Source organism: Dickeya sp. CFBP 2040 (genome assembly GCF_012273755.1).
GTDB lineage: Bacteria > Pseudomonadota > Gammaproteobacteria > Enterobacterales > Enterobacteriaceae > Dickeya > Dickeya poaceiphila.
Map to the genome: position 1 here is coordinate 74,370 of NZ_JAAVXH010000033.1, position 14,291 is coordinate 88,660.

Genomic DNA, 14,291 nt, shown 5'->3' on the forward strand with positions numbered 1-14,291 from the left:
TAGCAAATAATAATTAATTAAAAATGATCTTGAACTTAATTTATATCATTAAATATCGTCATATCGGCTAAAACAAGGTTGGCTGTTCCGGCTCAGAGGGAATTGAATTCTTTTCACTCCGCTGCGAGCGTTTCATTCTTTGCCGACACAGCCGCAGCACATCCTGTTTTTGCGCATCACTCATTGTTCCCCAACTAAAACGCTCGCTGCGGTTTCGGAAACAACCGCGGCAGAACCCACGGTCATCCGCCTGACAGATACCTCGACACGGGTTGGGAACGGGAAAAAGCTCAAGCTGCTCAGCCACAGGACCTCCTCATCTGCCCCTTATTGAAGCTTTGATTGCCGTCACTGGCAAGCCTTACGTAGCATTAACGCATAATTCACTACCATAGTGCCGACTATCACGTCTGTCATGTCTGTTTCTTTAGCGAACGTGATAAAAACAGCACTCAGCTACAGGTTTGAACTCGCCCCGACAACGACGCTATACTCTGGCCCTATTGTTTCAGGCGCTAACGGAAAACCACCAGTGTCGCCCAGGCGGTTAACTTACTGATCAAATAGGGGTCATTATGCGTTTACTTCATACCATGCTACGCGTTGGCAATCTGCAACGCGCCATCAATTTTTACACCACGGTATTAGGAATGCGTTTGTTGCGCACCAGCGACAATCCGGAATACAAATACTCTCTGGCATTTGTCGGCTATACCGAGGAAAGCGACGGCGCAGTGATCGAACTGACCTACAACTGGGGCGTGGATAGCTATGAAATGGGCACGGCCTTCGGTCATATCGCATTAGGTGTGGATGACGTGGCAGGTGCCTGCGAGCGTATCCGTCAGGCAGGTGGTAAAGTAACCCGTGAAGCGGGTCCCGTCAAAGGCGGCACGACTGTTATTGCCTTTGTGGAAGACCCAGATGGTTACAAGATAGAACTGATTGAACGTTCACAAGCCGGTCAAGGTCTGGGTAACTGATCTCCCGTCTTTGCTATTCAGGCACCAACGCGTGTCTGCCTTTCCGGGGGAGCAATGATTCGCCGTCATGCACATTTACTGCATCCCCCACCCGAATTTGCCATAATGCGCACTGCATATTATTGAAGAAACAAGAAACGAATGGCTGAGAAAAATAACCTGAACGCTCTTAACGCGCGTTTTCGTGGCTTTTACCCTGTTGTTATTGATGTGGAGACCGCCGGGTTTAACGCGAAAACTGATGCGCTGCTGGAAATTGCAGCCGTAACGCTGAAAATGGATGAAAGCGGTTGGTTACAGCCGGACGACACGTTGCATTTTCATATCGAACCGTTTGAAGGCGCTATTCTGCGACCGGAAGCATTGGCGTTCAACGGCATTGACCCTGCCAATCCGCTGCGAGGAGCCGTGAGCGAATATGAAGCACTACACAGCATCTTCAAGGCGGTACGTAAGGGAATCAAGGATCAGGACTGCAGTCGTGCCATCATCGTGGCGCATAATGCCACCTTCGATCACAGCTTTCTAATGGCGGCAGCAGAACGCTGCGGTCTGAAACGTAACCCATTCCACCCGTTTGCCACGTTTGACACCGCCGCGCTCAGCGGGCTGGTGCTAGGACAGACCGTTCTGGCCAAAGCCTGCATCGCGGCGGATATTCCTTTCGACGCCAGCCAGGCTCATTCAGCGCTCTATGACACCGAACGAACAGCGCAGCTGTTTTGTGAACTGGTTAATCGCTGGAAGCGTATGGGTGGCTGGCCGTTGGCTTCAGCCGCGAACGACATACCGGTAAGCATCGATAACGAGTCCATCGATAGCGAAAAGTAAAGCCATCAGGCAGCACAACGCTGCCTGATAATTAATAAAGAGGATTACTGCTGGTTTTCCTGCCTGGAACGGTATTTATCGGCAGTTTCTTTAATCAGTTGTTGCAGTTCACCGCGCTGATACATCTCAATCACGATGTCGCAACCGCCAACTAATTCACCATCCACCCACAACTGCGGAAATGTCGGCCAGTTGGCGTATTTTGGCAGTTCGGCGCGGATATCCGGATTCTGCAGGATATCTACATAAGCAAAACGTTCGCCACACGCTGACAACGCCTGTACCGCCTGAGCAGAAAAGCCGCAGCTTGGCAGTTTTGGAGAACCTTTCATGTACAGCAGAATCGGGTTTTCAGCGATCTGACGCTGAATTTTTTCAAGTGTCGTTGTCGTCATTCTATTGCTTCCTCAAGCGCGTGATGATCAGCCTGTCAACGGCTGGTCATGTGACTCGCGGCAGACTATCGCATACCGCTTCTTTATATTTTGTATTCTAACGATAGCGACGACCACAAAAAAACGCTATCTTTTGTAAGGTCTTATTCATCGCCCCATCCATCCGCACAGGACAACGCTAATTTGTTTAATAATTAAGCAGCAAATACCGTTATTAACGTTTTCTCACTATTTTGTAGTAACATTGCATTATCACCTGCTTTTTTATCAGGTCATTTTCGGGAATACTGTAAACAGTGAACGATTGAGGACAACTTTCGGTCAAAATTATTATGCGTTTATTTATTACGCTTTTTTTATTATTTTTCAGTAACCTGTTTTTTAATCTGGCGAACGCTAATCCACATGGGTCTGCGGTATTACCGCGCAAAAACGGTGTGGAAGCGGCGAATAACGCTATTGATGAATCTAAGAAAAGCAAAGCAGCCAAAAACACCAACAAAAAAGGCGCAGCGCCGACACATAACAAAAAACCGGAAAAAACGACTAAGGCTGCACCGGTCAAAACAGCATCGGTTCACGATAAAAACAGCAAACCGCACAATGACAAAAAGCCGTTGATGGCCGCCAGCTCGTCCCATTCGACCAACAAGAAACAGCAAGAAAAAAATCTTCAGGCCAAAGCGCCAGCAGGCAAAACCACGAAAAAAAGCGCCTCTGCTCAGACCCATAGCAGCCACAAAGCACATGAAGCTGTGATTGCCAAAACCACAAGCAAAAAAGGTAGGCAGGACAAAACTGCGCCGTCCCTTAACGCCACTCACCAAAAACGGTATCAACACGCTAAACTGACCGCCATGAACAAGCTGATGAGTCAAATCGGCAAACGTTATCATTGGGGTGGCGCTACGCCACGTTCTGGCTTCGACTGCAGCGGATTGGTCTACTACGCCTATAAAGATGTAGTGAAAATTCAAATCCCGCGTACAGCCAATGAGATGTTCCACCTGCGTGATGCCGCGCCGATCAAGAAAAGCGAGTTGGAAAGCGGTGACCTGGTGTTCTTCCACATCACCAACCGCGGTGCTGCCGACCATGTGGGTGTCTATCTCGGTAATGGTCGCTTCATTCAGTCACCGCGCTCCGGTGCAGACATTAAAATCAGCAAACTGAGCGAAGATTACTGGCAAGATCATTATGTTGGCGCTCGCCGCGTGGTCACACCCAAAACCATCCGTTAAGCAACAACCGGCTGGAATACTGTTGAATGAATATTTCCGTTGAATAAGACACGTTGAGATAACACAACTTGAGATAACACAAAAGGGGCGTTATGCCCCTTTTGGTGTATTTGATGCTGATAAAGATACCGGTTTTTGATACCGATAGATTTCACCGCCGATGATGAGAACACCAGTTGCAATCAGTTCAGTATCGCACTCAGACTAAAGACAATGATCATCGCCAGCGTAGCCACCGTGGTGAACAGTGACATTTTCAGATTAGTATCCATATATTCTCCTGTTATTGACTGATATCACGTCATGTCTGAGTAAGCCCCGGCAGGCGGGGAATCACACAAAATATAGGTGTATTATGACTCAACCGAGGTCAAAAAACCGAATTCTGCGTCACAGAGATAACACGAATTGCCTCTTCCACTTTTGCTCTAAATCGGCCAAAATCCGCAGTTTACGATATACACTGCGTTGGTCGATGCGTCAGTCCTCCCTTCAGCTACAACCTCGGCATGTCTCCTCCTGAATGTTGCCTTGCTTGTCTGGCAGGAGAAAATTTCACGCAGGCAAACGATTAACAACATATTTACTGCTGTAACAGATGAGTTCAGGAGTCACTTTAGATGGCAACGATCAAAGATGTGGCAAAACGCGCGGGCGTTTCAACCACAACCGTATCACACGTGATCAATAAAACACGTTTCGTCGCCGAAGAGACCAAGGCTGCGGTGCGCGCAGCGATTGATGAATTGCATTATTCACCCAGTGCAGTGGCCCGTAGCCTGAAAGTCAACCACACCAAATCTATCGGCCTGCTGGCAACCTCCAGCGAAGCGCCCTATTTCGCCGAAATTATCGAGGCGGTGGAAAACAGCTGCTACGCCAGAGGTTACACGCTAATCCTGTGCAACTCCCACAACAATCAGGATAAGCAGCGTGCTTACCTATCCATGCTGGCACAAAAGCGGGTCGATGGGCTGTTGGTGATGTGTGCTGAGTATCCGCCTGAATTGTTGTCCATGCTGGCGGACTATCGTCACATCCCGATGGTGGTGATGGACTGGGGCGAAGCCCATAACGATTTTACCGATACTATTATTGATAATGCATTTGCGGGCGGCTACATGGCCGGGCGCTATCTGATTGAGCGTGGTCACCGTGACATCGGCGCTATTCCCGGCTCTCAGGGGCGCAATACGGGCAGCGGGCGTTACCTGGGGTTCCTGAAAGCGTTGAAAGAGGCTGATATTCCCTTACGGGAAGACTGGGTGGTTCAGGGCGACTTTGAGCCAGAGTCCGGCTACAAAGCGATGCACCAGATTCTGGCCCAGAAACAACGGCCAACGGCAGTATTCTGCGGCGGCGATATCATGGCGATGGGTGCCATTTGCGCTGCTGACGAGCTGGGTCTGCGTGTGCCACAGGATATTTCGGTGATCGGTTACGACAATGTACGTCACTCCCGATATTTTACTCCCGCACTGACCACCATTCATCAACCCAAGGAACGACTGGGGCAAGCGGCGTTCTCCATGCTGCTTGACCGTATTACCAGTAAACGCGAGGAAGCCCAAACCATCGAAGTACATCCGACCTTAATTGAACGTCGTTCAGTCGCTGATGGCCCGTACCGCGATTACCGCCGTTAAAATCCAGACAATTCTCTATCTCGCTGCCTGACGACTCGAAATCATGCGGCGTACCGCGCTACGCATGGCCGCGACGAGTGCCGCAACTGCCGAAAAGGCATGACTCAACGTGCTGCTTTAATCCGACGAATCTTGCCGACGGATTAAAGCCGTCATACAATTGACTGTATAGTTGATGACAACAATTATGATCATGCGATGTATTAAACGCATCGCCTCATTTTTTCTATTCCACCTGCTGACCGTCGCATCTCTTATTTGGTTTCAGCCTTGGTAGATATCTTTGTACCAGCTTTTCTCTTACTTTCCTCTGAGACGCTCAGGGATAGACGATGGTTCGGGTCTATCAAAGCCCGTCATGGTTATGTTGTCTAAATTACTCCTTGCAAAAGCATTTATTTGGCAAGGTAGGGAGAAGTTATGAGTTCATCCTATGTTGAGGAACTGGGGACACCCAATCTACCTTGGTTCCAAATCGTTAATGAAATGCTATCCACCGCCGACATCGCGATTAACGGTTCTCGTCCATTTGATATTCAGGTCCGCAACCCTGAGATGTATAAGCGCGTATTGCGTGATGGCTCGCTCGGATTAGGCGAAAGTTATATGGATGGCTGGTGGGAGTGTGAACGACTGGACATGTTTTTCCACCGTGTGATACGTACCCGACTGGAAAACCAACTACCGCATCGCTGGCAAGATACATTACGGATCCTGATAGCACGGTTGACCAATCTGCAATCTCGCCGCCGTTCCTGGATCGTGGGTAAAGAGCATTACGACCTTGGTAACGATCTTTTCACCCTGATGCTCGATCCTTACTTACAGTATTCTTGTGGTTACTGGACGAAAGCCGAAACGCTTGAACAGGCACAACAAGACAAGCTGCGCCTCATTTGTGAAAAGTTGCAGTTACGTCGTGGCATGACGCTGCTGGATATTGGTTGCGGCTGGGGTGGACTGGCGGAATTCGCCGCACGTCATTACGGCGTCAGTGTCACGGGCGTTACCATATCCCGCGAACAGCAGGTGCTGGCACAGCAACGCTGTCAGGATTTGGAAGTTACCATCATGCTGCAAGACTACCGTGACCTAGACCGGCAGTTTGATCGTATCGTTTCTGTCGGCATGTTCGAACATGTCGGACCGAAAAATTATCCCACCTACTTTCAGGTTGTGAGAAAAAACCTCAAACCTAATGGGTTGTTCCTGCTGCACACTATCGGCACCAATGAAACCAATCTGAAAGTTGACTCCTGGATGAACAAATACATTTTCCCCAACTACTGCCTGCCTTCAGTGCAGCATATCGCACAAGCCAGCGAACCCTATCTGGTAATGGAAGACTGGCACAATTTCGGCGCAGATTATGACCGCACGCTGATGGCCTGGCATGAACGATTCCAGCAACACTGGCCAACCTTGTCGGAGCGTTATTCCGAACGTTTCCAGCGAATGTTCAGTTACTATCTTAACGTCTGTGCTGGCTCGTTCCGAGCACGCGATATTCATCTCTGGCAGGTACTATTTAGCGCGGATGGCGTGGAAGGTGGTTTGCGAGTACCCAGATAACAATTAGCTTCTGGCGAATATCGCCGCTTCAATAACAAAACCGGCAGACAATTGCCGGTTTTGCTTATGCTCAAAGCAAAGTTGCGAGGAAGCAGCTTATTCGCCCTGCTCTACCTGTGCCGCCGCCTGTGCTTGCTGCTGTGCCTGACGAGCCAGAACACGTTCAACCGTATCGATAATGGCCTGGGTTTGCGGGTCGATTTCGATGTTAATACGATCACCCAATCGTTTCTGGCCTAGCGTCGTGCGCAGGAGTGTTTCCGGAATCAGGTGCACGCAAAAACGGCTGCGAGTCACTTCGCCCACCGTCAGGCTGATGCCGTCAATACCGATGAATCCTTTGTGCAGCACATATTTCATCTGTGATTCATCAGACAACCGGAACCAGATCTGATGATTATGTTCCGACGTCAGAATTTTCACGATCTCCGCCGTACACATAATATGGCCGGACATCACATGCCCACCGATCTCATCACCATATTTGGCCGCACGCTCTACATTAACCCGATCACCCACGTTTACGTCACCCAGATTGGTCAGCCGCAACGTCTCTTTGATCAGGTCAAAACTGACCCGATCACCATCGATTCCGGTAACAGTCAGACAACAGCCATTGTGCGCTACGGAAGCGCCCGTTTCCAACCCCGGCAGCAGTTCGGGGGGCAGTTGTACCACATGAGTGCGAAAATTGGGTTTTTCATCGACAGACACGACAGTCGCCGTGCCCTGAACAATACCGGTAAACATGGTGTTGACCTTGCCTCCTGATCAGTAATAGGCGTGAACGCGCGACGACAGTGGTATGACACGACTGAGCCATGTTTGGAAGTGGCTACGTTCACTCATGTCAGGCAGTTTGCACCATATCATCAGGAAAACCAACGGGATCATGCCCGGCGAGTCAATCATTGGTTTACTGTTGGCAAATCGTTACAATAGTTCATCTTTTTTCGTACAAATAAAGGATGATTGTCTTTCTCTCCTCATTAGAGATCTCTCTCCATCCTGCTTTAGGAAGGTGTTTTCGTGCAGAAGTACTTATCAGAAGCCCGTCATTTGCTGGCGCTGGCTATTCCGGTCATCATCGCGCAAGTATCGCAAACCTCAATGGGTGTGGTGGATACCATTATGGCTGGTTCCTACAGCGCCACCGATATGGCGGCGGTAGCGGTGGGTACCTCCATCTGGTTGCCTGTTATCCTGTTCGGCCACGGTTTACTGATGGCGCTTACGCCAGTGGTGGCGAACCTCAACGGCTCAGGGCGCCGGGACCGTATTGCTCATCAAACCCAGCAAGCATTCTTACTGGCGACGGCCATTTCTGTTCTGACCATGGTGACGCTCTATCAGGGAAAATACGCGATTAACCTGATGCACGATGGCGCGCCGGAACTGGCCGACAAAGCCGTAAAATACCTGCACGCATTGCTTTGGGGCGCACCCGGTTATCTGTTTTATCAGGTGTTGCGCAGCCAGTGCGAAGGGTTATCCAAAACACAGCCGGGGATGGTGATCGGGTTTATTGGCCTGCTGATCAATATTCCCATCAACTACGTTTTTATCCACGGTAAGCTGGGGATGCCGGAGTTAGGCGGCGTTGGCTGCGGGGTAGCGACAGCCTCGGTATACTGGATAATGATGCTGATGATGGCCATTTATTCCCGTCACGCGTACTGGCTAAAAGATATTCGTCAGTTCAACGCCCCGCTGAAACCGGATTGGGCAATACTCCGGCGTTTAGCCGGGCTGGGGCTGCCGGTTGCGCTGGCGATGCTGTTTGAAGTGACATTATTCGCTATTGTCGCTCTGCTGGTATTGCCGCTTGGGGTAGTGAATGTCGCAAGCCACCAAATCGCGCTCAACTTCAGTTCGCTGATGTTCGTGTTGCCGCTGTCTGTTGGCGTTGCCGCCACTATTCGCGTCGGCCATCGGCTGGGCGAAGGTTCGGCACAGGCAGCGCGGGTGGCAGCACGCACCGGCATCGCTACCGGCATATTGCTGGCAATGTGCACAGCTATTTTTACCATCACGCTGCGTGAACCTATCGCCATGCTGTACAACCAAAATCCGGATGTGGTGACAATGGCGTCGCATCTCATGCTGTTAGCGGCGCTCTACCAAATCTCCGATGCCGTGCAGACCATTGGTAGCGGCGTATTGCGTGGCTATAAAGATACTCGCGCTATCTTCTTCATCACCTTCATTGCCTATTGGCTGCTGGGGCTACCGATTGGCTATGTGCTGGCGCTGACTGACATGCTGGTGCCGCGTATGGGACCAGCTGGTTTTTGGTGTGGATTCATCATCGGCCTGACTGCTTCCGCCACCATGATGGTGCTGCGTATCCGCTGGGTGCAACGTCAATCGCCAGCCCGTATTCTGGCACGCGCAGCGCGTTGACGACATAATAGAGACAGAGCGCAAAAAACGGTGCTCTGTCTACAAGCTCGCCAATCAGTGTGGCACAGCGGGAATTTTGCGTTTTTCTCCTTGCCAGCAGCCATCCGGCCCGTTAATATTCGTCCCCGCTGTCGCCCTGACGGCAGCTGATAAAAATAATGCGTTCATAGCTCAGTTGGTTAGAGCACCACCTTGACATGGTGGGGGTCGTTGGTTCGAGTCCAATTGAACGCACCATTTTCAGCGTATCAGCACCAACACACATATTGCGACCGTAGCTCAGTTGGTTAGAGCACCACCTTGACATGGTGGGGGTCGGTGGTTCGAGTCCACTCGGTCGCACCAATTCATCCGCTGTTTCTCAATGAATTATCCTTGCCAGTTACTGTTTCTGCTTTCAGTCTATTTCTCGCTCTGTAGTGCACTTTACACACCACCCTGGCCGATGCCTGACTCTGCGCATGACAAAACGGGCAGGATACCCTGCCCGTTTTGTTACCTGACTTGCATTTCGGTTATTTAAAAATCTTCTGCACAAATTCGATATACGCCGGGCGCCAGACGTCCATTTCATGCCCTAAGCCGGGATACTGCCGGTAATCGAATTTCACGCCTTTCTGCTCCAGTTGCGCTTTTAACCCGGCGATATCCTTACCAGTCACCGTATCTTTTTCACCCACCACCACAGTGAAATTATGCAGTTGTCGATTGATAGCAGCGGCATTCCCCAGATGTACGCTAACCTGTGCATTCGGCACCGTTTCGGTGGTTACGCCACTAAACGTCGCCAGCCAGCCGAAGTGATCCAGATGGCTCATGCCGGACACCAGCGCCTGATAACCGCCTTGCGACAGCCCGGCCAGCGCACGGCCATCGGCATCGCGCCGCACATTAAACCGCGCGCTGACCAGTGGAATGATGTCATGAATTAACTCACGATCAGCCGCCGCCGCATTGCGTGGATAGAACGTTTTGCGACGATCTTTCGGCGGAAAATCTTCCGCAATGGCATCGGCGACATCGGTTTCGGTATCCGGGATCACGACCAGCATCGGCGAAATCTTTTTCTCCGCCAGCAGGTTATCCATGATTTGAGGAATACGTCCTTGTCTGACGGCAGAATCGCCAGCATCACCGAATCCGTGATAGAAATACAGCACCGGCAACGGCTTGCCCGCGCCAGTGTAGCCCGGCGGCGTCCAGACATAGATTTGCCGTTCCGATTTCAGCGACGCCGAATGATAGGTAACGGTGCGCAGCTCGCCATGCGGCACCGCCCGTGTGTCCAGCACGCTGCCCGGCACCAGAATCATACTGGTGTTGACCTGTCGCTGCGGTTTAGGCAACGCCGAACCAGTGTCAACGCTGCGAAAGCCATCCACATTAAAGAAGTATTCGTACAGATTGGGCTGCTGCGGCTCGCTGCGCCACGACCAGACGCCTAGATCATCTTTCGTCATCGGGTGTGCGACCCAGGTTTCCGGCGTCGCGCCAGTCACCACGCTTACCGATTTGGCATCTGGCGCAAACAGCCGGAAAGTAATACTGTTATCCGCGTTAACCTGCGACAAATAGTGCCGGGTTGCCACGTCGGTACGCGGTAACGTCGGGATAGCGCCCGACACGGCTTGCGCCGCCAGCGGTGTGGAGATGCTTAGCGCAGAGAATAACAGGTACAGACAGGTTTTCCTGGTTTTCATTATTAACCTCTCTTGTTATGGGTACAGGGTAAACAGGCAGACTGAGCCGTATGCGCTCACCGCCAGTTCTCAACTCAAACACCGGCGGTAAACGAATTCTTCTTGATTTATGCTGTTCATATTTCAAGTTGCAGGTAGGTTGTCTTTCCTGCAACTTGAATCATGTATGTCTATTAACGTGTCAGCGTTTTTCCGTGACTGGCAATAACCGATTGATACCAGTAAAAGCTCTTTTTACGCTGCCGTTCCAGCGACCCCTTGCCGGTATCATCACGGTCAACATAAATAAAACCGTAGCGTTTGGACATTTCCGCTTTCGAGGCGCTGACTAAATCAATCGGTCCCCAGCAGGTATATCCTAATACCTCCACACCATCGGCAATGGCTTCGCTGACCTGTACCAGATGATCGTTTAAATAACGGATACGATAATCATCGTGAATTTCACCATTTGCTTCGATGTTATCTTTCGCACCCAGCCCATTCTCAACAATAAACAATGGCTTTTGATAACGGTCATACAGGAAATTCAGCAAATAACGCAGCCCCAACGGATCAATCTGCCAGCCCCATTCAGAACTTTCCAGATACGGATTCGGCACCATATTTAATATATTGCCACGCGTTTTTTCGAGTTGTGTCTCATCGGTACTGACACACCCGGTCATATAATAACTGAAAGAAATAAAATCAACGGTGGATGTCAGATCCTGCGTATCCTGTTCTGTGATATTCAGCGTAATACCCTGCTCGCGGAAATAGCGATGCATATACCCCGGATAAGCGCCACGTACCTGCACATCACCAAAGAATAACCATTCCCGATTTTGATGCAGACTTTCCATCACATCTTCCGGCTTACTGGTCAGCGGATAGAGCATCGCCCCCAGCAGCATATTGCCGATCGTCGCATCTGGAATAATATCGTGGCAGGCTTTCACCGCCCTGGCGCTCGCCACTAATTGGTGGTGAATAGCCTGATAAATCGCTGCTTTGTCGCTATCCGGCGGCAACCCGACACCAGTAAAAGGCGCATGTAGCGACATATTAATCTCGTTGAACGTCAGCCAGCGTTTGACCTTGTGGCGGTAACGCGTAAACACCGTACGGGCATAACGTTCAAAGCACTCAATGGTCAACCGGTTACCCCAGCCACCTTGTTTTTTCACCAGTCCATACGGCATTTCATAATGTGACAACGTCACTAACGGCTGAATGCCGTGTGTTGCCAGTTCATCAAACAGCCGATCATAAAATGCCAGCCCCGCTTCATTAGGCTCAGCCTCATCACCCTGAGGAAAAATGCGCGTCCAGGCTATCGATACACGCAGGCAGGTAAATCCCATTTCAGCAAACAGTGCAATATCCTGCGGGTAACGGTGATAGAAATCGATCGCCACATCTTTGATGCCGCTGTCACCCGGCTGGCGCGCCACAATGCTGCCAAAGATGCCCTGGGGCTGTAAATCCGACGTGGAAAGTCCTTTTCCATCGGTCAGATAGGCGCCTTCCACCTGATTAGCGGCAATGGCGCCACCCCATAAAAAGTGCTCCGGGAAAGGATTACTCATCACTGATCTCCTGTGTTTCTATTCAACAATTATTCAGCATATCAACTGTGTCAGCGGCGTATTGGCATCCACCTTGCCGCTGGTGACAGACTCAACCCCGCGATAATCTTCGCTGTTGGTAATCACCATCGGGGTAGTGAGGTCGTATCCTGCCGCTACTATCGCCGGGCCATCAAACTCCAGCAGCAGGTCGCCCTGACGCACCACATCACCGACACGCACATGTGGGGTAAAATAACGCCCCTCCAGCCGGACGGTATCGATGCCGACATGCATCAGCACCTCCGCGCCGCCCCGCGATGCCAGGCCAACAGCATGATACGTCTTGAACAGCGAGACTATGGTGCCGTCCACCGGCGCATACAGCCGCCCTTGCGAAGGTCGGATAGCGACCCCCTTGCCCATTACGCCGCTGGCAAAGGTGCGATCAGCCAACTGATCCAGCGGCACCAACTCACCCGTCAACGGGCTAAACAGCGTCTCATCACGCACAACGCTAACAACGGCAGCGCTGGTTTGCGTGGCTTCCAACTCAGTCTGCCGCACCACCGCCGGTTGTGCTTCGTCTTTAGGAACACCGAACGACCAACTGCCCAACGCCGCGAACATGAACGACGCCAGCGTGCCGATGATGGCCGCCCATACGCTGCTATCCACGCCGGTCGGCGGAATGATCTGGGTAAAGGTGAAAATGCTGGGAAAACCGAAAGAATAAGTAGTGGTATGGAAATACCCCATGACCGCCGCGCCTACAGCGCCCCCAATACAACCAAAGATGAAAGGGCGACGCAGTGGTAACGTCACGCCGTATACCGCCGGTTCGGTGATACCGAAAATCGCGGCGGAAAATGCCGAACCCGCAATCCCTTTGCGCTTCATGTCGTGGGTGCGCAACAGTACGCCCAGCGTAGCACCGGCCTGCCCCAGCACCGCCGGGGTCAGCAGCGGCAACAGGGTGTCATGCCCCATCACACTCAGGTTATTGAGCATTAATGGCACAAAACCCCAGTGCAGACCGAATATCACACAGACCTGCCACATTGCCCCCATCACGGCTCCAGCCAGCAACGAATTCAGTCCATACAGCCACTGGTATCCGCCAGACAGCATCTCACTTAACCAGGTCGCGCTGGGACCTATCAGCAAAAACGTCAGCGGAACGCTAATGACAATACATAACAGCGGCGTGAAAAAATTGCGGATATTGGCGTGCAGCCAGCGATTCAGCGGTTTCTCCAGTTTGCAGGATACCCAACTGGCGAACAGAATCGGGATGACCGACGAACTGTAATTGATAAAAGTAATCGGGATACCTAGAAAATGAAGTATTGGGTGATCTGGCTGCTGCATAGCATTGAAGGTGGCTATCATGCTTGGGTGAACCAATGTGGCACCGACCACCAGCGTAGTGAACGGGTTACCGCCAAACTTCTTGCCAGCGGTGTACCCCAGCACAATCGGGAAAAAATAAAACAGCGCATCACTTGCGGCAAACAACAACTTATAGGTGCCGCTGCTCTCGGTTATAAAATGGGTGGCCACCCCCAGCGCCAGAAAACCTTTCAGTATCCCCGTTGCTGCCATCACACCGACAAACGGGGTAAAAATACTGGAAATGATGTCGATAAATCCGGCAAATAAGCTGTCTTTCTTCTCTTCTGATGCCACCGGCTCGTTGAAACGCGACATGTCTTCAAGCGAAAGCAGTGCCTGATAAACATCAGCCACCTGATTGCCTACCACCACTTGAAACTGGCCGCCGCTTTCCACCACCATGATGATGCCTGGGTTATTTTTCAGAATATCCGCATTGGCGGCGGTATTATCTTTCAATTTGAAGCGCAGACGCGTGGCGCAATGCACCACACTAATAATATTTCCCTGACCGCCTACGCCATCTCTTATTTCACTGGCTAATGCTTCGTAATTCATTGCGACATCCTCAATGA

At 51.1% G+C, this 14,291-nt stretch carries 13 protein-coding genes and 2 tRNA genes; 8 read left to right on the plus strand and 7 right to left on the minus strand.

Features of this window, described 5'->3' with window-relative positions:
• Positions 1-67: 67 nt before the first annotated feature.
• Positions 68-307 carry a DUF1289 domain-containing protein gene (locus tag Dpoa2040_RS05060; RefSeq protein WP_168640511.1) on the minus strand — a complete coding sequence of 80 codons (240 nt, stop codon included), beginning with the start codon at positions 305-307 and terminating at the stop codon, positions 68-70.
• A gap of 268 nt (positions 308-575) precedes the next feature.
• On the opposite strand from Dpoa2040_RS05060, the gene gloA reads away from it, so the two are divergent.
• Positions 576-983, plus strand: coding sequence for a lactoylglutathione lyase (gloA, locus tag Dpoa2040_RS05065; protein ID WP_168640512.1), 408 nt, complete (start codon positions 576-578; stop codon positions 981-983).
• Between the two features lie 141 nt (positions 984-1,124).
• A complete protein-coding gene (rnt, locus tag Dpoa2040_RS05070; protein ID WP_168640513.1) occupies positions 1,125-1,814 on the plus strand; it encodes a ribonuclease T in 690 nt (229 codons plus the stop codon).
• Positions 1,815-1,858: 44 nt separating this feature from the next.
• On the opposite strand, the gene Dpoa2040_RS05075 is transcribed toward rnt, so the two are convergent.
• Positions 1,859-2,209, minus strand: coding sequence for a Grx4 family monothiol glutaredoxin (locus tag Dpoa2040_RS05075; RefSeq protein ID WP_168640514.1), 351 nt, complete (start codon positions 2,207-2,209; stop codon positions 1,859-1,861).
• 332 nt (positions 2,210-2,541) lie between these two features.
• Here Dpoa2040_RS05075 and Dpoa2040_RS05080 point away from each other — a divergent pair, with 332 nt between their 5' ends.
• Complete coding sequence (locus Dpoa2040_RS05080; protein WP_168640515.1) at positions 2,542-3,450, plus strand: C40 family peptidase; 909 nt, start codon at positions 2,542-2,544, stop codon at positions 3,448-3,450.
• A 182-nt stretch (positions 3,451-3,632) separates the two neighbouring features.
• Here Dpoa2040_RS05080 and Dpoa2040_RS05085 read toward each other — a convergent pair whose 3' ends face one another.
• Positions 3,633-3,722 carry a YnhF family membrane protein gene (locus Dpoa2040_RS05085; protein WP_128569730.1) on the minus strand — a complete coding sequence of 30 codons (90 nt, stop codon included), beginning with the start codon at positions 3,720-3,722 and terminating at the stop codon, positions 3,633-3,635.
• A 348-nt stretch (positions 3,723-4,070) separates the two neighbouring features.
• Here Dpoa2040_RS05085 and purR point away from each other — a divergent pair, with 348 nt between their 5' ends.
• Both purR and cfa read left to right on the plus strand, forming a co-directional pair.
• Positions 4,071-5,096 carry an HTH-type transcriptional repressor PurR gene (gene purR, locus Dpoa2040_RS05090; protein ID WP_042871058.1) on the plus strand — a complete coding sequence of 342 codons (1,026 nt, stop codon included), beginning with the start codon at positions 4,071-4,073 and terminating at the stop codon, positions 5,094-5,096.
• A 420-nt stretch (positions 5,097-5,516) separates the two neighbouring features.
• On the plus strand, positions 5,517-6,668 hold the full coding sequence (gene cfa / locus Dpoa2040_RS05095) for a cyclopropane fatty acyl phospholipid synthase (protein WP_042871061.1): 1,152 nt from the start codon (positions 5,517-5,519) through the stop codon (positions 6,666-6,668).
• A gap of 96 nt (positions 6,669-6,764) precedes the next feature.
• Here cfa and Dpoa2040_RS05100 read toward each other — a convergent pair whose 3' ends face one another.
• A complete protein-coding gene (locus Dpoa2040_RS05100) occupies positions 6,765-7,418 on the minus strand; it encodes a riboflavin synthase subunit alpha (protein ID WP_168640516.1) in 654 nt (217 codons plus the stop codon).
• Between the two features lie 279 nt (positions 7,419-7,697).
• On the opposite strand from Dpoa2040_RS05100, the gene Dpoa2040_RS05105 reads away from it, so the two are divergent.
• The 3 genes from Dpoa2040_RS05105 to Dpoa2040_RS05115 all read left to right on the plus strand — a co-directional run bounded on the left by Dpoa2040_RS05105 (position 7,698) and on the right by Dpoa2040_RS05115 (position 9,416).
• Positions 7,698-9,071 carry an MATE family efflux transporter gene (locus Dpoa2040_RS05105; protein WP_168640517.1) on the plus strand — a complete coding sequence of 458 codons (1,374 nt, stop codon included), beginning with the start codon at positions 7,698-7,700 and terminating at the stop codon, positions 9,069-9,071.
• A 160-nt stretch (positions 9,072-9,231) separates the two neighbouring features.
• Positions 9,232-9,308, plus strand: a tRNA-Val gene (locus Dpoa2040_RS05110).
• Positions 9,309-9,339: 31 nt separating this feature from the next.
• Positions 9,340-9,416: transfer RNA gene (locus Dpoa2040_RS05115), tRNA-Val, on the plus strand.
• A 170-nt stretch (positions 9,417-9,586) separates the two neighbouring features.
• Here Dpoa2040_RS05115 and Dpoa2040_RS05120 read toward each other — a convergent pair.
• From Dpoa2040_RS05120 to bglF, 3 genes are all read right to left on the minus strand, one after another.
• Complete coding sequence (locus tag Dpoa2040_RS05120; protein WP_168640518.1) at positions 9,587-10,771, minus strand: esterase family protein; 1,185 nt, start codon at positions 10,769-10,771, stop codon at positions 9,587-9,589.
• Positions 10,772-10,944: 173 nt separating this feature from the next.
• The gene (locus Dpoa2040_RS05125; RefSeq protein ID WP_168640519.1) at positions 10,945-12,342 is read right to left on the minus strand and encodes a glycoside hydrolase family 1 protein; all 1,398 of its coding nucleotides are present in this window, start codon (positions 12,340-12,342) and stop codon (positions 10,945-10,947) included.
• 33 nt (positions 12,343-12,375) lie between these two features.
• On the minus strand, positions 12,376-14,274 hold the full coding sequence (gene bglF, locus Dpoa2040_RS05130) for a PTS beta-glucoside transporter subunit IIABC (protein WP_168640520.1): 1,899 nt from the start codon (positions 14,272-14,274) through the stop codon (positions 12,376-12,378).
• Positions 14,275-14,291: the final 17 nt, after the last annotated feature.